Below are 21358 nucleotides of genomic sequence, written 5' to 3' on the forward strand. Positions count from 1 at the left end.
AACATGATGGAAATGTTCAAAAAAATGATTGGTGATAAAAAAGAATACAAGATGATGATGGCACGGGTTGATGCCTTGCCAGAGGACTACCAGTTTGTATTTAAGAAAATTCAAAACTACATGTGGAATTTCACAGCGGGCAACGGGATGGATATGCTGCAGATGCAATATGAATTAATCGAGTTGTTCGAAGCCGGTGCGGCGGATGGCAGACAAGTGCTGGAAATCACTGGGGACGACGTGGCATCCTTTGCCGACGAACTAGTGGCAAACGCTAAAACCTATGTTGCCAAGTATCGTGAAGATTTGAATCAGAGTATCATGAAGCGATTGGGAAAAGATAAATTCAATAAATAATACAGACTGAATAGCTGGTTACAAATGTGAATTGCACATTTGCTATTCAGTTATATTTTTACCTTAGTACTAAGTTATACAGATTATCAGTCAGACTAAATAGAAGAGAGTATACAATTTAGCTTCGCAAGCACTTTTTATAAGGAGGAAAAAGGATGAACCATGCAGTGATTTCTGTAAAAGGGTTAAAAAAATCATTTAAAGACAAGGAAGTCTTAAAGGGGGTGGATTTTGAGGTGAGGCGTGGCGAAATTTTCGCATTGCTGGGCTCAAATGGAGCGGGCAAAACGACGACGGTCAACATTCTCTCGACGCTGATGAAGGCTGATGGCGGCGAAGTAGGTATTTGCGGCTTTGACGTCCAGCGTCAACCGGATCATGTTCGCCAGAGCATCAGTCTGACAGGACAGTTCGCAGCTTTAGACGGCATGCTCACAGGAAGGGAAAACCTGTTGATGATCGCCAAGTTGCGGGGAGCTTCCAATCCCGCCGGGGTCGCCGATAATCTGCTTGCAAGATTCAGCCTGCGTGACGCGGCCAACCGCCGGGCGGACACCTATTCCGGCGGGATGAAGCGCCGGCTTGACATCGCCATGAGCCTGATCGGGACGCCAGCAGTCATTTTTCTCGACGAACCGACGACAGGCCTTGACCCCGAAGCGCGGATTGAAGTCTGGAATACCGTCAAGGAGCTTGCCAGCAGCGGCACGACCATCTTGCTGACGACCCAGTACCTGGAGGAAGCCGAACAACTGGCGGACCGTATCGCCATCCTCCATGGCGGAAAAATCATCACGACCGGTACCCTTTCTGAACTCAAAGAGATGTTCCCGCCAGCAAAAGTGGAGTACATCGAGAAGCAGCCGACATTGGAGGAAATTTTCCTTGCGATCATCGGCAAAAAGGAGGAAATGTAAATGAAAAGCAAAACAGGAGTATTACTAGGGCGTTTAATGCGCAACATCATGCGCAGTCCGGATACGATTATCACGGTGGCGATTACACCGATTATGATGATGCTGCTGTTTGTCTACGTATTTGGCGGCGCCATAGAGACAGGAACGGACAACTATGTCAATTATTTATTACCGGGAATCTTGCTGATGGCTATTGCATCAGGCATCGCTTACACTTCACTGCGTCTGTTTAATGATGTAAAGAGCGGTTTGATGGCGCGTTTCATTACCATGCCTATCAAGCGCTCGTCGGTATTGTGGGCTCACGTGATGACTTCGCTTGTTTCCAATGCGCTTACTGTCGTGGTGGTTTTCCTCGTAGCTTTCTTGATGGGCTTCCGTTCCAGCGCTGATATCCTGGATTGGCTCGCCGTAGCTGGGATACTCGGACTGTTTACGATGGCGCTCACATGGCTGGCAGTCATTCCCGGATTGACTGCCAGGTCTATGGAAGGGGCGACAGCCTACTCGTACCCGCTGATTTTTCTGCCGTTTATTAGTTCGGCCTTTGTCCCTACCGAAACCATGCCTAAAATTGTCCGTGCGTTCGCTGAGAACCAGCCCGTGACTTCAATCGTGAATGCGATTCGCGCCCTCTTGTATAAAGGATCAGTTGGCAACGATATCTGGATCGCACTTGCCTGGTGCGTAGGTATCATGGTCATCGCTTACTTCTTTGCCAGTAAAGTATTTAAACGCCAGTTAGGGTGACTATACTATTATGGGATTAGCGGAATCAATAGTCAGCAACTGCGATAAATGCATTTGCTATTCACTTAGAAGGCTGCTTAAATGCCGGGGCAACCATCGACGAAATCATGGAAACCTTCAAATTCATTGAAGTTTATATAGTTATTTTCTTCACATCTTTATAGCTGAATTTGGCAAAAAAATGCTGTTATTTAGAATCGGCCTTGTTCAACTTAAGATCGTAATTATTGAGTAAAGAATAAAGCCCAATTTCTCAATTTTTACACTGAGAAATTGGGTTTTATTTATTGTAACTCCTTATTGATATAAATCCTCATATCCCTGATGCTACCCAAGAAGAAAAAAAGAATACAGCTTCTCAAGCGATGTTTAGCAAACCTCATTTACATTGACTTGTTTTTTCTACCATGGTGTTTCAGTTTTGTGTTCAATAACTTGTAATACTTTCGGTTCTATCGCTTTTATTAATTGTTCATTTGATTGGTTATTTTTAGGAATCTCTCCATTTTGTTCAGCTTGCATTTGTCTTTCAACCTGTGTTTTTGCAATTACATCAATCACTTGTTGTTTAGAGACATTATTAGATGCTGCAATCTCGACAACAGATTTCCCTTTGGCTAATTCTTGTTTTAATTCTGTCGGGTTCATTTTTAGTAAAGAAAAGAGTTTTTCATCGTTTATAAAGGCATCAGCAGTATAATCAGGCTTGCCATTTAATGAGAAGAAACCTTCTACTTGAATGTTTGAAGGTGCAGTCTCACCTCCGATAAGAGAAGCACTAATTGAATTGCCCTGAACAAATACCTGGTAGAACGGTGTTTTTTCTCCCATTTTGATGTAATTCAACATAAACGTTTTTTGATCCGGGTTCTCCATTTGCTCCATATCAAACTCGTACTCTTCGATGTTGCCATACATTTTATCAATGAGAACATCTACTTTCGCCTTGATCTCCTGATCAGTTAAAGTAATGAGTGGCTTCTCCTTAGGCTCCCAATTCTCTTGATTCACGTGTTCAATCTCACCCGTAATCCCGTTTGTATGAAGGGTAATTTTTTTGCCGGTTCCTCCTTTTTCCTGCAGTATGATGCTTGTTTGGACACCTTGAACGTAGCTTGCATCGATAATCTCAAATGATTTTGTTTCGGGAAATGCGCTATACAGCTTTTTAAGTGTTGCTTCGCCAACCTCATCCACCTTGACTTGTTCAGCAGTCATTGGTGTTCTTGTAAGCATTTCAATCAGGGGAGGGGCCGCAAATCCAGCGGTTGGAATCAAAATTGCAGCAGCAGCTATTCCACCTATTAATCGTTTTTTCATGGTTTTTTCGCTCCTTTTTTGTTGCAAATATTGAGAATAGGATTGTTCTATTCGTTTGGAAATGGCCGTAGGGCACTCCATCGTTTCTGCCTGTTTGTGCAGATGTTCACGGATTTTGCGTTCAATAGTCATTGATCTTTTCCATCCTTTCCGAGGGGAGAATCCATTTATTTTTTCGAAGCGACTGGAGTCCCGCATGATATCTGGACTTGACCGTACCCAGCGGAATATCGAGCAATGTCGCGATTTCTTCAAGAGTGTAGTCGTGAAAAAAGCGGAGGATAATTACCGCTCGTTGTTTATCGGTCAGTTTTTGGATTGCTTGCGATATCAGTTGGTTTGTCCCATCCGTCAACACAGTAGGTTGATCCCAATGAGATTCTTCCTGAGAGAAGCCACGGATGCGTTCGAAAATTCGGAATCTCCGCCAGCTCTTGACCCGAAATCTCTGCACTTGACGGATTACCAATCCGTGTAGCCAAAAGTGGAAAGGACGGTTCGTATCATAGTTAGCAAGTGAGGTCCACATTTGCATATAGATCTCATTCATGATATCTTCTCGATCCTGCTGGTGATCCACCATAAAGCAGACTGTCCGGTAGACATCCTGATAGGTGGCATCATATATCGTATGAAACGCCTGTTGATCACCATCTTTCATTTTTGTGAGTAATTGGTACATATATTCACTTTGCATTCAGAGGGCCCTCCTGAGTAAGCGGCTTACACACTATATTGTCTCTCTATCAGAAAATGGTTCGGTTTTTTTCTTATTTTTTTTCAAATGGTTGAGTTCAAGAGGCTATCGGTCCGGAAAACACGACACATCATAGGTAAATTAGAATCGTATTCAAAACTAAAGAAAGAAGCGACTGAATTTTGAGAGATGTGCCGAATTGAAAAAAGGTCTTTTGTATAAGATTATATCTCTATTGAAGAATTGCATCGCCCCATACACTTTCGATATCTTGCTTTTACATTCATTTTCTTACTTTTTCAAAAGGTAATCAGTTATAGTGAAACTGTTAGATATAAGGAAAATAGGTGGATCCAATGGAAAATACAATTAGAGAACAAATCTTTGAACTTATTGATCCAGATTATCAAAAGTTTTCAACAGCTCTCATCCCTAACATAAATAATGTTTTAGGTGTCCGGCTGCCAGAGCTTCGTAAACTAGCTAAAAAAATTGCAAAGGGGGACTGGCGCACTTACCTTGCAACTGCAGAAGATAAATATTTTGAGGAAATCATGCTGCAAGGCATGGTCATTGGTTATGCTAAGACGGATATTGAAGAAATTCTTTCTTATGTGGCTTCGTTGGTGCCAAAAATTGATAATTGGTCGGTATGTGATAGCTTTTGTACAGGTCTTAAATTTACAAAGGAAAATAAGGAGCGTGTATGGACGTTTTTACAACCATATTTGTCTTCCAAGAAAGAATATGAGATACGATTTGGAGTGGTCATGCTCCTAGACTTCTATATTGAGATTGAATATATCGACAGGGTGTTAATCCTCCTGAATCGTGCAAAGCATGATGGGGTTTATGCCAAAATGGCGGTAGCTTGGGCTGTCTCTATCTGTTATGTGAAATTTCCTGATACGACAATGGAATATTTGAGAAACAACACGCTCGATGATTTTACGTATAATAAAGCTATACAAAAAATTTCGGAGTCTAATCGTGTGGATCAGGAAACGAAAACTCTCATTCGCAGTATGAAAAGGAAGTAGGAATCGAAGATTGAGTTAAAGAAATCAAAGTAGCTTGAAAAATATGTAGGTTCATGAAGTTTTAAGTCTTTGTATCATTTCAAAAACTTTTTCTTCCACGCTGCATATTTTTCAGGTAAACAAACGGCACACGGCCTGAAACCTGCCGAGATCGCCGTCTGTTCATCGGGGAAAAATACACGGTGTTTTATACATCCACCTTTTGCTATGGCTCGAAGTGCTGAGGGACAATCTAATCTTCCGTACAATTTGCTTTGTCGATTACCGCCAAAAACACCTGATGTATCACTCTGATATGGACGCATATCGGAACCTAACAAGGTGAATGTCGTTTTGCTATTTCTATTAACAGTACTTTCTTCATCATTTTCACACATGCAATCACTTCCTGTTATCTTTACGGTTCGAACCCCGACTGACTAACATATATCTGGTTTTTCGAAAATATACCCAAAAGCCTCTTATATACTTTTTTATAGGCTTGTGGTCCATACCATTCTTCTAAGCCAAGTTCAGCGTATTTTTTTTCCATTTCTAGTTTTTTTGTGCGTTTTCCTCCACTGCCATCGCCCATAAAATAGTCATCAATACATATTCGATTGACGAATGGTTTCAATTTATCAGGAAAATATTCTCCACTCGGTAATACGGGGGCTATTGCAACTTGGGTTGGAATTCCTGCATCTGCTAATTTTTGCAATGCCTTAAAACGTGCCTGAATAGGGGGGGCCTCTGGAGTAAAATGTTTACGAATCGTTTCCGAGTCCGTCTCAAGGGTTATACTTACCCGTACTCTGTCTTTTAAGTGCTGTAGCAAATCGATATCTCGACTGACAAGCGGGCTTCTCGTCTGCACTAATAAGAAGTCTGGTGGGTCATCTACTATCACCTGTAATAACGAACGAGTGACTTTTTCTTTCTGTTCGATGGGTTGATAGGGATCCGTGCTTGACGACATAAATATCGTCACTTTCCCTTTTGCTTTTGCTCTTTGAAGTTCTTTAGTGAGTATAGCCGCTGCTCCGATTTTCACGTCAACCCAATTTCCCCATTCCCCTTCTCGAAAAAGAGATACAGGCATTTGGCGTACATAACAATAGGAACACCCAAAAGAACAGCCCGTATAAGGATTCAGTGAATGAGTATATCCCGAAAGAAAGCCTGTTCCTTTATTTAAAATGGTTTTTGGTTTTTTGTAGAACAATTCGCTTTTCATGGGGAAACCTCGCTTCCAATCATTGTACAAGAATTTTACTTATTGCTAGATGACTCCTGTCTTTCCAAATCTAAAAGCTTTGTCTTCATTTCTAACCCGCCACGATAGCCTGTTAACGCTCCATTTTTTCCTACTACACGATGACAGGGAACAGTGATTAATACTGGATTCGCTCCGATGGCTGCACCGACAGCACGAACTGCTGTTGGCTTGTTAATATAGTTTGCGATGTCAGAATAAGTCTTTTTCTCTCCATATGGGATCTCACGAAGTGCGTTCCAAACTGCCAACTGGAAGACTGTTCCATTGTAATCAAAGGGGATGGTAAAGGTTTGGCGTTTTCCTCCGAGATACTGGGTGAGTTCATCCACATAAGGTTTGAGCATTTCACCATCTTCAACAAGAGGACTTCCCGGAAAGCGTTTCATAGCCCATTCAGACAATTCCTCAAATGGTTTGTTCTGTGAACCAACAAACACTAGCCCCTTGGATGTCGAAGCGATATAAAAATTCCAATCTTTATAATTTAGCAAAGAACAATAAAGTGTTGGTTTATTCTCTGATCTCATATTAAATTTCCTCCGTTTTTTTCATTGACCGATGTAATTCACGATATTGTGCTGGTGTATGTCCGGTTTTCTTTCTAAATAGAGTAATAAAATAGGGCGTGTTAGGCATTCCTACACATATGGAGATATCCGCAATCGCTATATTTGTTTGAATCAGGTACTCTTTAGCTGCGTTTATTCTAACTTGTTGTATATACTCAACTGGCGTGATGCCTGTAATCTTTTTAAACGTTCGATGCAAATGATAGGGACTTCCGTGAGCTATATCCGCTAATGTTTCTAGTGTTAGTTTTTCAATGAAAGTTTTATCAATGTATTCAGTGATAAGAGCAACCCACTCACTATCAGGCAACTTCTCATTAGTAGGCTTGCAACGTTTACAAGGGCGGAAATTTGCTTGGAGAGCTTGTTCGGCGTTTTGAAAAATACGCACGTTTTCCTTTTTCGGAACGCGAGATTTGCATGACGGTTTACAGAAGATCCCTGTGGTCTTTACAGCATAGAAAAATTGATTATTATACGAGGCATCATTGTTAATAATTGCTTGCCATTTTTTATCTGTCATCATCCCATTATCATGGTTCTCTTGAAATCCACTATTGGCACTGTCCGTCATTTACCTCACCTCTCCTTACATTATACACCCTGTAAATTCAGTACGTATTAGACAAAGGATAAAATAGCAAGATAGTGAAATTTATTTAGAATCATGAAAAATAATTCCAAGACCGTATCTTTCTCCAGTAGTAACCGTACTTACTCCGTGACGAACTGTATTCTTGTAATATCCTTTTTTGCCTAGAGAAGGTCTATGGTTAGTAGGGAAAATCAGCGCGCCACCTTGTTCCAACGTAATGACATGCGCCCTGCTCTGAGCGCGTGGAATCTGTTCCACTAATAGGGATTCACCGCCCGTATAATCTTTATCTCTTTGATTTAATACAAATACTACTTGAAACGGGAAAAATACGTCTCCATATAAATCTTGGTGCAAGCAATTAAATCCACCTTTTTCATATTTTAGAATTAAAGGTGTTGGTCTTGTTTGCTCGTATTCTTCACAACTTTTTAGAAACTCTTGAAGGTTATCTGGAAATTGTGCAGGTTTCTTCAAGTAACCCAACCATCTATTTGCGGTTTTGGACAGCTCTGGATAAAAAGATTCTCTTAACCTTTGGATTGCTTCAGGTAATGGATATGAAAAATATTTATATTCTCCATTCCCAAATCGATATCTAGTCATATTGATGGTGGTTCTGTATGACCCTTCCTCACTATAGAGTTCTATGAAGTAGTCGCATTCCTCTTTTGTTAAAATTGCTGGAAGTTTTGCAAATCCTTGCTCATCTAATTCGTTTTGAATGGATTCCCAATTTAGGCTTTTTATTCTCGCTTGTATATCCTGAAACATTTTCATTTCTCCTTTAATCATGATACCTAACAATATAACCTCATACATTGGAAAAAATAAGACTATTAGAATGTAATAGCAAGATAACGAAATGAATCAAGATGATTATGTGGTAAAGTAAAACTCCATTAGTATCCTTTTTGCTTCTAATTATTTTTAGTTTAGGAGCTGAAGTAGGGTTATTATTTGGATATGTTGCTTATGAACTTTATAGTAAGAACGGGGAAGGTTATTCATAAATAGCTATATTCCAGAAAAGGACTTGGATTTGAACATTGTGGTTCATCAGGCACTTCTTGGACAATGATTAAAATGGAGGTGTAAAGATGAAAATCGAATATTATGAGTCAGGTTCTGTAAATGAAATAGAGTTAAAATTTGCAGTAATAAGTGCTATTTATGAGGGGAAGTGGGTTTATGTTAGACATAAAGAAAGAAAAACGTGGGAAATTGCGGGTGGTCATAGGGAACAGGGGGAAACAATCGAAGAAACAGCAAAAAGAGAGTTATTTGAAGAAACTGGTTGTATAGATGTTGATTTAACTCCAATTTGCGACTATTCGATGGATGATTCTGTTACTAAAACTTTTGGAAGGTTATATTTGGGGAGGATAAAAGAGATTGGTCGATTGCCAGTTTCAGAAATAGATGAATTAAAACTATTTGATGGTCTTCCTAATAATCTTACCTATTCAGAAATTCAACCAAAACTCTTTGAAAAAACACTTGCTTTTATTCAAAATTGTGAAGCTATACACTTAAAATAACGGTCTGGATGTTTAACAAGCAGGATTAAGGCCATTTTATTAGGTTACAAAAAACCCAATTTCTCAACATTACATTAAGAAATTGGGTTTAAAAATCTTGTGATTTCTGACGCTACCTGTTAAATGGTTCATTGGAAGTACTATAATGGATTGTTAATAGCATCCCATTTCTTAGACGAATCAAAAGGGTACACAGTTAGAAAAACGTATAATATAACCATTCTCTTTCGACCAGACCAATAAACCATTCCAAAAGTTTTCACATGCATCAAGTATCCTTTTAGAGTCATAAAGGTGTCCAGACATCACCAGTTGACAAAGTTTATCAAACCCACACGGCCTATTTGATAATACTAAAGCTTCTGGCAATACTTGAGCTGCTGTCGTAAAATATCGTTGATAGTGTAATCCTAAAATCATGGCACCAGCAGTTGCTATTTTTATAGCCAAAGTAGGCAAAAATGTCTCAGGTCCTTGAACTTTTATATTTCTCAATTTACCAACATATTCGTACATTTCCTCAACTAATGTTTTACAAATCGCTTCTTTAAAAATGGTGTGATCCACAGAACTTGCTTTTTGTCTTAGCTCTTCGAAAAATCCCTTCGGATCATAAATTGGGAGTATAGTGAAGAATTGTCCATGAGTAAGTGGCCAATCTTCTTCTACTGTAGTGGCCTCTTCTACAATACTTTCTTTATTATCAAGGTTTACTTCTGCTTTCCAATCTCCTGAAGTCCATTCATAGCTAAAGCCATCTTCTAAAGAATTTAAAATACATTTAATTTCAATATCTGAAAATGGACCATCTGTTTTTCGAGCTAAAGAACCATAGATGCCAATAGCTTCAACATCTGTACCGTATTTTTCCAACAATTGATTTGCTATTATATAGGCGATATTCATTCTTTCTTCTCTAGTAACTTTTCTTGGACCAATCATACCGTTTCTCCTTTTTTTAATAAAAATAATTAATGAGAAAATATATTAATGGCCAAGGGGGACCACGGGCTTAACGGGGAACTTTATCTGCTGTCATCTAATAACACCTCTTTTAGAAAATTTTATCTCAAAGAGACAAATCGATGCAACTTTCTTTCAATCTGCAATGTTAACAATCGGGCACTTTCCTGTAATAAGGATCAGCGCATATTTTTATTTTAGGGGAAGATTGTTGATAAATCAGTCAGGCGTAAAAATTACCGGCACTACAGATTTTCAATTTAATAAGTGTTCCTTTTCTTATTATACTTTCATAGCAGGTTTGTTTAATTATGCCTATTTTAGTTTATTTAAATCGATGGACATAATATTTCAAAAGTTTCACACAATAAAAAAAGATTTTCTATGATTGAAGTTTGTTTTTAAAGGCCTATTTCTTTTTTTAGCTTAGTTGTCCTTTCAGAAATAAAAGAGTGGAGAATTAAAGGTCGTTCATTCAAGAAATCATATTTATGAAGGTCTTATAAAACGATAATTTTGTTCTGATACAGTATTTGTCTTACTTGTATGCTATGTGGCATACTTTTTTATCTATTAACTATTGAATAGATAGTAGAAATACTGTTATAGTGAAATTGTTTGTCTGACGTCTGACCAATTATATTCTAATTAAGATCTTTGGCTGTTCTTCAAATTTTTGATATAGGAGCATAATGAGCGAAAGGAATGAATTTGTAGTCGTGGATTCGAACGCCCAAAATTAATCATGTTTATTTATGGAGGAACTTATGAGATACTTAATATCTTTTTGTGGATTGCTACTTGTTTTTGCTTTAGCTTTGTTAATTAGTAAAAACAAAAAAGAGATAAAATATAAAAATATAATTATTATGCTAATCATCCAATTTATATTGGCAGCTTTACTGCTAAATACAACGTTTGGTTATATTCTAATTAAAGGAATAACAAATGTATTTGATCATTTATTGTCTTACGCAAATACGGGTATATCATTTGTTTTTGGAGGTTTAGCGAATAAAGGAGAGTCTCCCTTCTTTCTAGGTGTATTATTACCGATCGTCTTTATATCTGTACTGATAGGGATCTTGCAGCATTTTAAAATTCTTCCTTTCTTTATGAAATGGATAGGATTACTTTTAAGTAAAATAAATGGTATGGGAAAATTGGAATCATACAATGCTGTTGCTTCTGCAATGGTAGGTCAATCTGAAGTATTCATTACTGTAAAGAAACAATTAGATAAGATTGCTCCACAGCGTATGTATACATTATGCGCATCAGCAATGTCGACCGTTTCTATGTCAGTTGTTGGAGCATATATGACTATGATTGAACCAAAGTATGTAGTAACGGCAATTGTGTTGAACATGTTTGGTGGATTTATAATTGTTTCAATCATTAATCCGTATAATGTAGAAGAAAACGAAGATATCTTGACGATTGAAGATGAGCATAAGCAAGCTTTCTTTCAAATGCTTGGAGAATATATCATGGACGGATTTAAAGTAGCCATCATTGTTGGAGCTATGCTAATCGGTTTCGTAGCATTAATGGATTTAATCAATTCATTATTTGAAATATTAATCGGTATATCTTTCCAAGAAATATTGGGTTATATCTTTGCACCAATAGCTTTCCTAATGGGTATACCATGGGCAGATGCTATTTCTGCCGGAGGAATAATGGCAACTAAATTAGTAACGAATGAATTTGTAGCAATGATAAGCCTTGGAGAAATAGCTAAGTCAATGAGTGAACATACACTGGGCATTATTTCTGTATTTCTTGTATCCTTTGCAAACTTTTCATCTATCGGTATTATTTCCGGAGCAGTAAAAGGGTTGAATGAAAAGCAAGGGAATGTAGTTGCTCGTTTTGGCTTAAAGTTGTTGTACGGAGCTACACTTGTTAGTATCTTAACGGCTATAATTGTTGGTTTGGTTATTTAATTAAAACAAAAGAAGCAGTTATTGCTATGTCGTTTGAACTGCACCCCGATCGTTAGACACTATATGGGGGTGCAGTTTTTTTATGACTAAATTGCGTGCTTTTTGCACTTCATGGATGGCTAGCGGCGCAGTGTAGTTGAACTGCCATTTATGCAAGGGGTTATTATTGCTATTCAACTAATTGGGTACAGTTCTGCAGCAAGAATAGCTGCAGTAGCAGCTATGACCTCTTTATTATTTTTTTATTGCAAATGCAACAAAAAAAAGGATAGAATAAACATATTCCACTTTTTGTTGCATTTGCAATATAAGTACGAACTGAGGGAGCTAATGATGAAGGAAATTCTTCGTGAAATCGGAATGATAGCAAGGGCTTTAGATTCTATTAGTAATATAGAATTTAAAGAATATGACCTTACAAAAGGGCAGTATTTGTACCTTGTGCGAATATGTGAAAACCCAGGAATCATACAAGAAAAGTTAGCAGAGATGATAAAAGTAGATCGAACAACAGCATCTCGCGCTATAAAAAAACTTGAAATGAATGGCTTTATTGAAAAAAAAGATGATAAAAATAACAAAAAAATAAAAAAACTCTTTCCAACAGAGAAAGGGAATAATGTTTATCCTTTTATCAAAAGAGAAAATGATTATTCCAATAATATTGCATTAGAGGGATTTTCCGAAAGAGAAGCAGAAACCATTTTCAATCTTCTTCAGAGAGTAAGAGAAAATATAGAAAAAGACTGGGAATTTGTAAAGAAGGGAAACAAGAGAAATTATTGATTATTTAAAGGAGCGACATACAAAAATGACTATAAATATTAAAAAGTGTGCCCTAGAAGATTCACGCCAACTTCAAGAAATTAGTTATGAAACATTTAATGAAACTTTTAAGCATCAGAATTCACCTGAAAATATGAATGCCTATTTGGAAAAGGCATTTAACTTAAAACAATTAGAAAAAGAATTAGCCAATATTTCTTCGCAATTCTTATTTGTTTATTTTAATAATGAAGTCGCTGGATATTTAAAGGTTAATACCGATGATGCTCAATCGGAAGAAATGGATGAAGAATCGCTTGAAATCGAGAGGATTTATATTAAGAATAAATTTCAAAAACATGGGCTTGGTAAATATCTGCTAAATCATGCTATAGAAATTGCGATGGAACGTAATAAAAAGAAAATCTGGCTAGGTGTATGGGAAAAAAATGAAAATGCGATTGCTTTTTATAAGAAAATGGGATTTGTTCAAACAGGAGCCCACTCATTTTTTATGGGTGATGAAGAGCAAATAGACTATATAATGACCAAAACACTCATATAGCTTTTTGGAAAGGTGGATTATAATGTATATTCCAAAATATTTCAAGATCACAAATGCTGAAGAAATTTGGGATTTTGTTCAAAAAAACTCTTTTGGTACAATTATCACAACAGATCAAGGGAAACCAACAGCCACGCATTTGCCTTTAGGGTTAAATAAAAAGGATGATGATTACTATATTACTGGGCATATGGCTTATGGAAATCCTCAGTGGAGAACATTTGAAACCTGTGAAGATGTGCTTGTTATGTTTCAGGGCCCGCATGCTTATGTCTCTTCTTCCTGGTATTCCCATGAAAATGTTCCGACTTGGAATTATCAGGCTATCCATATGTATGGAAAAGGAAGTATTTTAGAGAAAGATGAGTTAATAGAAGACTTAAAGAGAATGTTGGGAAAATATGAACAAAATGGGTGGAAATCCAGTTTTGTGGGATAATCTTTCTCCTAAACTATTAGAAACTCAGCTAAAAGGGATTGTTGGTTTTAAGATTAAAGTGGAAGAAATTCAGGCAGCTTATAAATTAAGTCAAAATCGAAGTGAGACAGATTATAGTAACATTATTGATAAATTACAAAATGAAGGAAATCCAAATTCGAAACAAATGGCAGAATTGATGGAAAAGAGATTAAAAAATCACAAATAAATTGCCGCTGATAAATTATCCGACTCAACTAATTTAGGCGTTTTTGCTTATGGTTTATGATTATGAAGGATTGTACGTAAACAAATGGGTAGCATTAGATAAACTGAAAATAACAGTTTTTTTAGGTTCGATGATAATAAATATTGGGGGGATTTATATGTCATTTGAACAATGCGAGAGTATGACCTCATTCATGGCAGGATTTAATAAAACATGGTTCTTTGCTGGTGGATGGGCAATTGACCTTTTTATTGGTAAAGAAACAAGGGAACATAATGATATAGAGCTCGCTTTATTCCGAAAAGACCAACTAAATCTTAAAGATTATCTTAAAGAATGGGAGTTTAAAAAGGTAAGTAAAGGTAAATTCCAGACTTGGGAAAATGAGTTTTTAGAGTTACCCATTCACGAAATACACGCTTGGAATAAGTTAAATGGCGATAAAATAGAAGTACTTCTAAATGAAACAAAAGATAATGATTGGAAATTCAGAAGAGATTTAAGGATTTCATCCCCACTTGATTCAGTATGGAGTTATTCTGAAACAGGTATTCCTTATCTGAATCCAGAAATTGTCCTTTTATATAAGGCGAAAAATACAAGAGAAAAAGATAATCAAGACTTTATGACTGTAAAGGATTATCTCGATAATGAGAAAAAACAATGGCTTCGGTATGCATTAGAATTGCATGAACCAGAACATAAGTGGCTTCAATTTTTGTTTTAAATATATATTCAACTAACAAGTTAACAGAATTTGTTAAAGTTTGACCAAATACGATCTTCCATTGTCCATCCTTTTTTATTACTTAAAGTGAGTTTGCAGATTTAATTAGAAAACATACATTAATCACCTATTAAAAATACTCAACTTATATTTCATTATAGGGCCATATACTGGATTAAGATAAAATTATCATAACAAAGAAGCCGCATTCTTTTTAGAAAATGCGGCTTCAGACTGTTTTCATCTATATAATTTTACTTTATATAGAATTTTGTACCTCATACCTGCTTTTTACATAACCAATAAATCTATTGAGATTTATGGTAAATTCTTTGTCATTTTTACGGCTACAAATATAAACAGGTCGTCTTACTTCAATTTCTTTAACAATCACTCTGCCTATTTCCCCTCGTTCCAAATATCCTCTAACTGCTAGTGCCGGGGCTAGCATAGTACCATATCCAGCAACGACAGAACGAATTGATTCATTTAGGCCATGATATTGCAATCCAATTCTGGGGATAGGGACACTATAAACTTTGCATAATGAAAATAGGATTTCCCTTGTAGAACTTCCGTCTTCTCTTAATAAAAAAGGCTCCGTCATCAATTCTCTTAATGAAACTTCTTGTCCATCATATTTATGACCATGTGGAACAATAAACCAAAAATCGATATCCATTAAGTGATCAAGATGAATATCAGGATTATTCCACTCTTCTTTCACTACGAAAGCAATATCAGACTTATAGTGAAGTAAGTTTTCTAATACTTGATTGGAATTGCCACTATAAAGGTTCACATTAACAGATGGGAAATCCATTTTGAATTTTGCTAGCCATACAGGTAATAAAAAATTAGCTGGCAAATATGTGGAGGCTATTCGCAGTTCTTGTAATTCACCATTTTTTAGCTGAAAAAGCTTATTTTCAATATCCTTTTCCATATCAAATAAGTTTTGAGCACGTTCAACCAAAAACTCTCCTTCTTTTGTAAGCTTAATCCCTCTTCCCACTGTTTCTATTAGTTTTAGTCCCGTTTCCTTTTCCAAATTTCTAATTTGAACGGATACTGCCGGTTGGCTGATTGAAAGGGCATCAGCTGCTTTTGTAACACTTTTTAATTCAGCTACTTTTATAAGGAGGCGCAACGCATGAAGATTCATATTCGAAATCCTTTCATAAATTTTATTTATGAATTGGTTAAAAATATATATTAGATTTATTAATAATCATTATATATCCTTTTATTATCAATGACGATTAAAAAGGAGAACATGATGAAAAAACAAATAATTATATTACTTTTACTTATCTTAGCTCTGTATTTAGTGAGTGCTTCATCCTTAAACTATCACTTAATTATCCTATTCTTTATCGGAATCATTTCTTCTTTTATTGGAACTTTAGCAGGTGGTGGTGGACTGATTACACTTCCTGCGATGATGTTAACTGGTATTCCTATTCAGACTAGTATTGCGACAAATAAATTTTCCTCAGGTATTGCTGCATTTTCAAGTGTATTCTATCTTATCCAACTGAAGCAACTAAGTATTAAAACAATTATTCAAAACTTATTTGTAGCATTTTTAGGAGGAGTTGGAGGGGCTCTAATTACGACACATCTCTCTGAAAAAAACATGAATATGATTGCAATTATTCTTCTGTTTTTTGCCTTAGTTGTTACGTTAAAAAATAAGGGATGGATTGAGACGGCTCAAGGTGCTCATCATGAATCAACTAAAAGAATATGGACATATTTCGTTATCTTTTCTATAGCAGCTTATGATGGAGGATTCGGTCCCGGCTCCTCCACATTTAGTATTTTGTATTACATGAAAAAAGAACAGACTTATTTAAAAGCTGTTCAACTAACAAGGGTTTTAATTTTTGGAAGTTGTGCAGGAGCATTTATCATTTTTTATCAAACTGGATTCATTCAATGGTCATATGCTTTAGCAATGGCTATAGGTTCCATTATTGGCTCGCAATTAGGCATACTTGTTTTACCTAAAGTTTCATTGAAAATAGCAAAGTCATTATTAATTACAATTATGTTCTTTTTGATTGTACAGATGGCTTATAAAATATTATAACTTTAAATTTATATAGAAGGGTTAATCTTTAACTTTATTATTATTTTGGCGTTCTTCAAATTAACTAAAAGGCTATGTTAAACAATGGGAGTTAATTCATCTGTTAATAACTCTACAAAATATAATCTTCAACTAAAGGGCGCTTATCTGTAGTAAGGTAAGCATATTTTGTTACGAAAAAAATTGAGTTGAATGTCTGATTTTGAAATAATTGGTTTCACTCAACAGTTGGGATATTGCATTAATCATTTTAGTTTTTAGGAAACTAAAATGAGGTGAAAATTATGAAAAAATTCGTAGTGGTGCTTTTGGTAGGAATGTTTTTAGTAATCTTTAATACAATTGTAAATGCAAAAACAATAAATGAAGCTGATACAAATTTAAGTGAAACGTTAAAATATGCACTTATAAACAGCCTAAGAGAACCAGTTGATAAAGCAATCGTTGAAATTTATAAGGAAGACAAAAATGCACCAGAAGGTCTTACTTGGGCATCATATGACACAGAAATCCTAAAGATAAAGCAGTTATATGGGATTGGCGGATTATATGAATTAACGCTAAAAGTACATCCTTATTATCGTGCTCATATCAGTTATGGGGAAGATGAGGTTGTAATAAATACAATGGGTAAACTAATAAGTTATAAGCATTTGAAAACGTATCCTTGATCTTCAGCAGGGGACTTACTTGAAGGTACCTTTGATTCCTGAACATGAAAGTGAGAGTTTTTGCTAAAACTATCTGGTAGGATTGTCTAAGAATGGCTAACATTAGTACTTAACCAAAGTGTATACTGTTTCAGAGTAGCCGCTTTTATTATCGAGTTAATTTAATTTTTTTCCTTGACTTGAAATGCATTTCATAAATTAGAGTGAAAGTAAGCTATTTTCAACTAAAGGAGGAAAAATGATGAACAGAAGAATTCCCCTTCAACAAGATGAAAATGTCCTATCTGCCCTTACAGGGCTATTTGAAATCTTTGATGGAATTCAAAACGTCTACTTTGGAGAGTTGTTTTTAACCAATAAAAGATTATATATAGTAAGCAAAAATCTAATAAATGTGGAAGAATCTTTGTGGTTTGAAGGAGAAATGAGAGATATTGGACATTCTGCACTCATTGTAGGAGAACATCAGATTACGGTAAGATGGATCTGCAGAGGAAACCTCCTTACCTTTAGGAAGATGTTTCAGCAATTGAATGTGAATGTGTAGGTTTTCTTGACTTATGGTATATGTAGGAGCTGTGTTATGACAAATATTAACGATATTGCTAGATTAGCAGGCGTTTCTGTCTCTACTGTTTCTAGAGTCCTTAACAATTATAAGTATGTTGCCAGCAATAAAAGAGAATCTGTCTTAAAAGTTATTGAAGAAATGAACTATACACCAAACAAAAATGCGATTGATTTAATTCGAGGAGAAACAAGAACAATAGGCGTGATTATCCCATACAACAACAACCCCTCATTTGATCAACTATTAAATGGAATTCTAACGAAGGCTTTAGAAGATGATTTTTTGATAACGGTACTTCCTTCAAAATATAGCAAAGAAAAGGAAATGGAGTACTTGGAAAAATTGAAAAGCAAGCTATTTGATGGCATCATTATCACTTCAAGAGCGAATGATTGGGAAACAATCATCCCGTATAGCAATTATGGTTCAATCGTATCTTGTGAATATACGGAGCATACGGAAATTGGCTGTTCCTATATAGACCGGTATTCTTCTTTTCTAAATGCCTTTCAATTATTAAAAAACAAAGGGCATCGTGCAGCAGCTTTCACAACAGCTAGACTAGAAAGCAATAGCACGAAGCAAATGCTTGATGCTTATAATCAGATTTTCGGAGAACTTCCACCAGGCTATCATATTTCAGATTGTCAATGCTTAGAAGACGGATATGAAGCAGCGAAGCAGTTTTTGCAGCTGCCAGAAAGACCAACAGCCATATATGCGAATGGAGATGAAGTGGCTGGCGGTATGTATTTATATGCGAAGTCGCAACAAATGAAGGTTCCTGCTGATTTAGTGATTATCGGTCAAGAAAATCAGCCAGTGGGTATCGGTTTGGGACTAACGACAGTGGATCACCAGCTAACGAAAGTGGGTGAACAAGCTTGTAGCCTAGTGATAAAGAAATCTAGAAAAAAAGTGAAAATCCCCTATCGCATTTTGGAGAGAGATTCTGTATGAGTCCTATTTTTGGCTAGGATTTGAATATAACTAGATGCTAGGAGGAAACTTCTTATGTTTACTGCTGTTATATTTGGTGTGGATAATTTTATATGAATATGCAAAACCTAACTATAAAAAATAGTAGGACTGACCTAAAACTTTTAGTGCTTTGTTTAGAACGACCTAGTTTCATGAGGATATTTAGTAAAAACTAATTGGATTGCTGTGTCGGCAGTCCTATTTTCATTATTGTTTTTCAAGTAAAAAAGCTAAATAGAAACTACTCAGTTATTTCATAAAGGGTGCTATCCATGAATAAGGATAAGCGCTCATTTTTCATTAAAGGGCCATTTAATGGAGTACAGGGCAGGAATATTTTGTGGGGAAGTCGAAGTTGTTTTATTGAATAGCAAGTACGGTATCGAATTTTTGAAACTATTTGAACATGATGGCATTCACGAAATAAGGTTCGCGAATATTCCAATAGTAGAGGGTTTACGAATTGTTGTTCGTTAACAAGATGTTATATGACATACCCGAAAACCTAATTTCACATTTTCCTATACTGTGACTTTTCTTTGTTATCATGAACTGTGACAAGGTGTTTTTTTTGGAAGGAATTTGTAACTTTTTAATAGAAAAATTATGAAGATGATCAGATAATAAATTTTTACACATAAGGAGATAAAACTATGGAAAAAAACAAATTACTAAGAATGGACAATGTCGGCATCGTTGTAGAATCCCTTGATGACGCAATCTCTTTCTTCGAGGAGATTGGCTTGAACCTCGAAGGGCGAGCTACTGTCGAAGGTGAATGGGCTGGTCGCGTAACCGGATTGGGTTCTCAGTGCGTAGAGATTGCTATGATGGTTACCCCAGATGGCCACAGCCGACTTGAACTTTCGCGATTTCTCACCCCACCTACTATATCAGATCACCGGACTGCTCCTGTAAATGCCCTCGGTTATCTACGCGTCATGTTCACCGTTGAAGACATTGACGAAATGGTATCCAGACTCACTAAGTATGGTGCTCAGCTCGTTGGCGAAGTGGTTCAGTACGAGGACTCGTATCGGCTCTGCTACATTCGTGGAACCGAAGGACTTCTAATCGGTTTGGCGGAACAACTCGGTAACAAATAAGTAAAGTGACGTTTTATAAAAAGCCTTTACTGAAATATACATTACTGAAGTAAAAATTGAAACAGAAAAGCAGTGTGAAAGTAACTCGAAGAAGTCGGGTACGTCATATAACACAGCATTCACGCTGCGGGACTCTCCGAGCCCCTTGGTCGCCAGGAGAAGAAGCAGGGAAGCAGATTCAGGCTCGCAGGGGTCTTGAATGCGAAAACGTTATATGCCAATCCGTCTCGATTTGAAGAAAATTTTTATACAATAACAAGAATTACGCTCTTCTTTATGTAATGGAATAAACTAAAAGGACAGTTTGATATGGTTTCTTTATCACACAACCATACAGTTGCTAATATTCAAGGAGGTAAAACATGGATTACATTTCACCGAAAGAAGCGGTGTTAAAAGTGAAAAGATGGCCTAAAGATTCCATAGCGGCGGGTCGTCGTCATACCGTTGGTCTTAAATCTGACGGTACGGTGACAGCGATGGGTGATAATAAACATGGCCAATGTGATGTAAGCGGCTGGCGCGATATTGTGGCGGTCGCAGCTGGTAATGTTCATTTGGCGACGAACACGGGTAATGCTCATACCATCGGTCTTAAGTCAGACAGTACTGTGGTGGCTGTGGGTTGGAATAAACATAACCAATGCGATGTAAACGACTGGCGCGATATTGTAGCGGTTGCGGCTGGTTGGCGTCGTACCATTGGGCTTAAATCGGATGGCACGGTGGTAGCAGTGGGCCGAAATAATGAAGGTGAATGCAATGTAAGCGGCTGGCATGATATTGTGGTGGTCGCGGCGGGTGACTGGCATACCATCGGTCTTAAATTGGACGGCACAGTGATGGCTGTGGGTAATAATCGGTATCGCCAATGCAATGTAAGCGGCTGGCATGATATTGTAGCGGTCGCTGCGGGTTATCTTCATACAATCGGTCTTAAATCGGACGGTACGGTGACGGCTGCGGGTGATAATAAATATGGCCAACGTGATGTAAGCGGCTGGCAAGGTATTGTGGCGGTAGCGGTTGGTAGTAATCATACCGTTGGCCTAAAATCAGACGGTACTGTGGTGGCAGTGGGTTGGAATGAGTATGGCCAATGTTATGTAAGTGATTGGCGAGGTATTGTGGCGATAGCGGCGGGTTGTGCCCATTCCGTCGGTCTTAAATTGGACGGCAGGGTGGTTGCTGTGGGTGATAATGAATATGGCCAATGCGAAGTAAGCGGCTGGCGCGGTATCCAACTGCCCGGCAATTAGTTTTTAATAACAACA

24 protein-coding genes and 1 pseudogene are annotated in these 21358 nt (G+C 37.0%); 16 read left to right on the forward strand and 9 right to left on the reverse strand.

Features of this window, described 5'->3' with window-relative positions:
* Positions 1 to 3: 3 nt before the first annotated feature.
* The 3 genes from AN957_RS05940 (at position 4) to AN957_RS05950 (ending at position 2024) form a co-directional block, all read left to right on the forward strand.
* A complete protein-coding gene (locus tag AN957_RS05940) occupies positions 4 to 357 on the forward strand; it encodes a DUF1048 domain-containing protein (protein WP_053474644.1) in 354 nt (117 codons plus the stop codon).
* A 155-nt stretch (positions 358 to 512) separates the two neighbouring features.
* Positions 513 to 1274 (forward strand): ABC transporter ATP-binding protein, encoded by a 762-nt coding sequence (locus AN957_RS05945; RefSeq protein ID WP_056682824.1) that lies wholly within the window; start codon positions 513 to 515, stop codon positions 1272 to 1274.
* Positions 1275 to 2024, forward strand: coding sequence for an ABC transporter permease (locus AN957_RS05950; RefSeq protein WP_053474646.1), 750 nt, complete (start codon positions 1275 to 1277; stop codon positions 2022 to 2024).
* 402 nt (positions 2025 to 2426) lie between these two features.
* Here AN957_RS05950 and AN957_RS05955 read toward each other — a convergent pair whose 3' ends face one another.
* Together AN957_RS05955 and AN957_RS05960 are read right to left on the reverse strand one after the other, a co-directional pair.
* Positions 2427 to 3476: a hypothetical protein gene (locus AN957_RS05955; RefSeq protein WP_172797621.1), complete on the reverse strand. Its 1050-nt coding sequence runs from the start codon at positions 3474 to 3476 to the stop codon at positions 2427 to 2429.
* Positions 3466 to 4041, reverse strand: a complete 576-nt coding sequence (locus AN957_RS05960) for a sigma-70 family RNA polymerase sigma factor (RefSeq protein ID WP_056682827.1) — start codon at positions 4039 to 4041, stop codon at positions 3466 to 3468. The genes AN957_RS05955 and AN957_RS05960 overlap by 11 nt, the downstream gene beginning before the upstream one ends.
* Positions 4042 to 4397: 356 nt before the next feature.
* Between AN957_RS05960 and AN957_RS05965 the strand changes: the two genes are divergently transcribed.
* Entirely contained in the window at positions 4398 to 5081 is a 684-nt protein-coding gene (locus AN957_RS05965; protein WP_056682830.1) for a DNA alkylation repair protein, read from the forward strand.
* A gap of 74 nt (positions 5082 to 5155) precedes the next feature.
* Here AN957_RS05965 and AN957_RS05970 read toward each other — a convergent pair whose 3' ends face one another.
* From AN957_RS05970 to AN957_RS05990, 5 genes are all read right to left on the reverse strand, one after another.
* A complete protein-coding gene (locus tag AN957_RS05970; RefSeq protein WP_056682833.1) occupies positions 5156 to 5458 on the reverse strand; it encodes an Ada metal-binding domain-containing protein in 303 nt (100 codons plus the stop codon).
* Between the two features lie 20 nt (positions 5459 to 5478).
* Positions 5479 to 6297 (reverse strand): SPL family radical SAM protein, encoded by an 819-nt coding sequence (locus AN957_RS05975; protein ID WP_056682837.1) that lies wholly within the window; start codon positions 6295 to 6297, stop codon positions 5479 to 5481.
* 35 nt (positions 6298 to 6332) lie between these two features.
* Positions 6333 to 6866, reverse strand: coding sequence for a methylated-DNA--[protein]-cysteine S-methyltransferase (locus AN957_RS05980; RefSeq protein WP_053474651.1), 534 nt, complete (start codon positions 6864 to 6866; stop codon positions 6333 to 6335).
* A 1-nt stretch (position 6867) separates the two neighbouring features.
* Complete coding sequence (locus tag AN957_RS05985; protein WP_056682840.1) at positions 6868 to 7482, reverse strand: bifunctional transcriptional activator/DNA repair enzyme AdaA; 615 nt, start codon at positions 7480 to 7482, stop codon at positions 6868 to 6870.
* Positions 7483 to 7563: 81 nt separating this feature from the next.
* Complete coding sequence (locus AN957_RS05990) at positions 7564 to 8277, reverse strand: 2OG-Fe(II) oxygenase (protein ID WP_053474653.1); 714 nt, start codon at positions 8275 to 8277, stop codon at positions 7564 to 7566.
* A gap of 326 nt (positions 8278 to 8603) precedes the next feature.
* On the opposite strand from AN957_RS05990, the gene AN957_RS05995 reads away from it, so the two are divergent.
* Positions 8604 to 9044, forward strand: a complete 441-nt coding sequence (locus tag AN957_RS05995; protein WP_053474654.1) for an NUDIX hydrolase — start codon at positions 8604 to 8606, stop codon at positions 9042 to 9044.
* Positions 9045 to 9224: 180 nt separating this feature from the next.
* On the opposite strand, the gene AN957_RS06000 is transcribed toward AN957_RS05995, so the two are convergent.
* Complete coding sequence (locus tag AN957_RS06000; protein ID WP_053474655.1) at positions 9225 to 9986, reverse strand: ANT(4')-I family aminoglycoside nucleotidyltransferase; 762 nt, start codon at positions 9984 to 9986, stop codon at positions 9225 to 9227.
* A gap of 788 nt (positions 9987 to 10774) precedes the next feature.
* Here AN957_RS06000 and AN957_RS06005 point away from each other — a divergent pair.
* The 5 genes and pseudogenes from AN957_RS06005 (at position 10775) to AN957_RS06025 (ending at position 14660) form a co-directional block, all read left to right on the forward strand.
* Positions 10775 to 11956: a NupC/NupG family nucleoside CNT transporter gene (locus tag AN957_RS06005; protein WP_053474656.1), complete on the forward strand. Its 1182-nt coding sequence runs from the start codon at positions 10775 to 10777 to the stop codon at positions 11954 to 11956.
* A 333-nt stretch (positions 11957 to 12289) separates the two neighbouring features.
* Positions 12290 to 12742: a MarR family winged helix-turn-helix transcriptional regulator gene (locus AN957_RS06010; RefSeq protein WP_053477442.1), complete on the forward strand. Its 453-nt coding sequence runs from the start codon at positions 12290 to 12292 to the stop codon at positions 12740 to 12742.
* A gap of 25 nt (positions 12743 to 12767) precedes the next feature.
* Positions 12768 to 13286 carry a spermidine/spermine N(1)-acetyltransferase gene (paiA, locus tag AN957_RS06015; protein WP_056682844.1) on the forward strand — a complete coding sequence of 173 codons (519 nt, stop codon included), beginning with the start codon at positions 12768 to 12770 and terminating at the stop codon, positions 13284 to 13286.
* 22 nt (positions 13287 to 13308) lie between these two features.
* Positions 13309 to 13933 (forward strand): annotated as a pseudogene (locus tag AN957_RS06020) (FMN-binding negative transcriptional regulator).
* 157 nt (positions 13934 to 14090) lie between these two features.
* Positions 14091 to 14660, forward strand: coding sequence for a nucleotidyltransferase domain-containing protein (locus AN957_RS06025; protein ID WP_053477443.1), 570 nt, complete (start codon positions 14091 to 14093; stop codon positions 14658 to 14660).
* A 259-nt stretch (positions 14661 to 14919) separates the two neighbouring features.
* Here AN957_RS06025 and AN957_RS06030 read toward each other — a convergent pair whose 3' ends face one another.
* Positions 14920 to 15825, reverse strand: a complete 906-nt coding sequence (locus AN957_RS06030; protein WP_053474659.1) for a LysR family transcriptional regulator — start codon at positions 15823 to 15825, stop codon at positions 14920 to 14922.
* A 114-nt stretch (positions 15826 to 15939) separates the two neighbouring features.
* Between AN957_RS06030 and AN957_RS06035 the strand changes: the two genes are divergently transcribed.
* The 6 genes from AN957_RS06035 to AN957_RS06065 all read left to right on the forward strand — a co-directional run bounded on the left by AN957_RS06035 (position 15940) and on the right by AN957_RS06065 (position 21343).
* On the forward strand, positions 15940 to 16755 hold the full coding sequence (locus tag AN957_RS06035) for a sulfite exporter TauE/SafE family protein (protein ID WP_075209092.1): 816 nt from the start codon (positions 15940 to 15942) through the stop codon (positions 16753 to 16755).
* Positions 16756 to 17039: 284 nt separating this feature from the next.
* Positions 17040 to 17426, forward strand: coding sequence for a DUF3888 domain-containing protein (locus AN957_RS06040; RefSeq protein ID WP_053474660.1), 387 nt, complete (start codon positions 17040 to 17042; stop codon positions 17424 to 17426).
* Between the two features lie 241 nt (positions 17427 to 17667).
* Entirely contained in the window at positions 17668 to 17973 is a 306-nt protein-coding gene (locus AN957_RS06045) for a hypothetical protein (protein ID WP_053474661.1), read from the forward strand.
* Between the two features lie 36 nt (positions 17974 to 18009).
* Positions 18010 to 18957: a LacI family DNA-binding transcriptional regulator gene (locus AN957_RS06050; protein ID WP_056682846.1), complete on the forward strand. Its 948-nt coding sequence runs from the start codon at positions 18010 to 18012 to the stop codon at positions 18955 to 18957.
* Positions 18958 to 19631: 674 nt separating this feature from the next.
* A complete protein-coding gene (locus AN957_RS06060) occupies positions 19632 to 20084 on the forward strand; it encodes a VOC family protein (protein WP_053474663.1) in 453 nt (150 codons plus the stop codon).
* Between the two features lie 362 nt (positions 20085 to 20446).
* The gene (locus AN957_RS06065) at positions 20447 to 21343 is read left to right on the forward strand and encodes an RCC1 domain-containing protein (protein ID WP_056682849.1); all 897 of its coding nucleotides are present in this window, start codon (positions 20447 to 20449) and stop codon (positions 21341 to 21343) included.
* The last annotated feature ends 15 nt before the right edge of the window (positions 21344 to 21358 follow it).

Source organism: Cytobacillus solani, assembly GCF_001420595.1.
GTDB lineage: Bacteria > Bacillota > Bacilli > Bacillales > Cytobacillaceae > Cytobacillus > Cytobacillus solani.

Bases quoted from the DNA above. Each gene is read 5' to 3' on its own strand.
- AN957_RS05940 (WP_053474644.1), top strand. From the start codon at position 4: ATGATGGAAATGTTCAAAAAAATGATTGGTGATAAAAAAGAATACAAG.
- AN957_RS05945 (WP_056682824.1), top strand. From the start codon at position 513: ATGAACCATGCAGTGATTTCTGTAAAAGGGTTAAAAAAATCATTTAAA.
- AN957_RS05950 (WP_053474646.1), top strand. From the start codon at position 1,275: ATGAAAAGCAAAACAGGAGTATTACTAGGGCGTTTAATGCGCAACATC.
- AN957_RS05955 (WP_172797621.1), bottom strand. From the start codon at position 3,476: ATGACTATTGAACGCAAAATCCGTGAACATCTGCACAAACAGGCAGAA.
- AN957_RS05960 (WP_056682827.1), bottom strand. From the start codon at position 4,041: ATGCAAAGTGAATATATGTACCAATTACTCACAAAAATGAAAGATGGT.
- AN957_RS05965 (WP_056682830.1), top strand. From the start codon at position 4,398: ATGGAAAATACAATTAGAGAACAAATCTTTGAACTTATTGATCCAGAT.
- AN957_RS05970 (WP_056682833.1), bottom strand. From the start codon at position 5,458: ATGTGTGAAAATGATGAAGAAAGTACTGTTAATAGAAATAGCAAAACG.
- AN957_RS05975 (WP_056682837.1), bottom strand. From the start codon at position 6,297: ATGAAAAGCGAATTGTTCTACAAAAAACCAAAAACCATTTTAAATAAA.
- AN957_RS05980 (WP_053474651.1), bottom strand. From the start codon at position 6,866: ATGAGATCAGAGAATAAACCAACACTTTATTGTTCTTTGCTAAATTAT.
- AN957_RS05985 (WP_056682840.1), bottom strand. From the start codon at position 7,482: ATGACGGACAGTGCCAATAGTGGATTTCAAGAGAACCATGATAATGGG.
- AN957_RS05990 (WP_053474653.1), bottom strand. From the start codon at position 8,277: ATGTTTCAGGATATACAAGCGAGAATAAAAAGCCTAAATTGGGAATCC.
- AN957_RS05995 (WP_053474654.1), top strand. From the start codon at position 8,604: ATGAAAATCGAATATTATGAGTCAGGTTCTGTAAATGAAATAGAGTTA.
- AN957_RS06000 (WP_053474655.1), bottom strand. From the start codon at position 9,986: ATGATTGGTCCAAGAAAAGTTACTAGAGAAGAAAGAATGAATATCGCC.
- AN957_RS06005 (WP_053474656.1), top strand. From the start codon at position 10,775: ATGAGATACTTAATATCTTTTTGTGGATTGCTACTTGTTTTTGCTTTA.
- AN957_RS06010 (WP_053477442.1), top strand. From the start codon at position 12,290: ATGAAGGAAATTCTTCGTGAAATCGGAATGATAGCAAGGGCTTTAGAT.
- paiA (WP_056682844.1), top strand. From the start codon at position 12,768: ATGACTATAAATATTAAAAAGTGTGCCCTAGAAGATTCACGCCAACTT.
- AN957_RS06025 (WP_053477443.1), top strand. From the start codon at position 14,091: ATGTCATTTGAACAATGCGAGAGTATGACCTCATTCATGGCAGGATTT.
- AN957_RS06030 (WP_053474659.1), bottom strand. From the start codon at position 15,825: ATGAATCTTCATGCGTTGCGCCTCCTTATAAAAGTAGCTGAATTAAAA.
- AN957_RS06035 (WP_075209092.1), top strand. From the start codon at position 15,940: ATGAAAAAACAAATAATTATATTACTTTTACTTATCTTAGCTCTGTAT.
- AN957_RS06040 (WP_053474660.1), top strand. From the start codon at position 17,040: ATGAAAAAATTCGTAGTGGTGCTTTTGGTAGGAATGTTTTTAGTAATC.
- AN957_RS06045 (WP_053474661.1), top strand. From the start codon at position 17,668: ATGAACAGAAGAATTCCCCTTCAACAAGATGAAAATGTCCTATCTGCC.
- AN957_RS06050 (WP_056682846.1), top strand. From the start codon at position 18,010: ATGACAAATATTAACGATATTGCTAGATTAGCAGGCGTTTCTGTCTCT.
- AN957_RS06060 (WP_053474663.1), top strand. From the start codon at position 19,632: ATGGAAAAAAACAAATTACTAAGAATGGACAATGTCGGCATCGTTGTA.
- AN957_RS06065 (WP_056682849.1), top strand. From the start codon at position 20,447: ATGGATTACATTTCACCGAAAGAAGCGGTGTTAAAAGTGAAAAGATGG.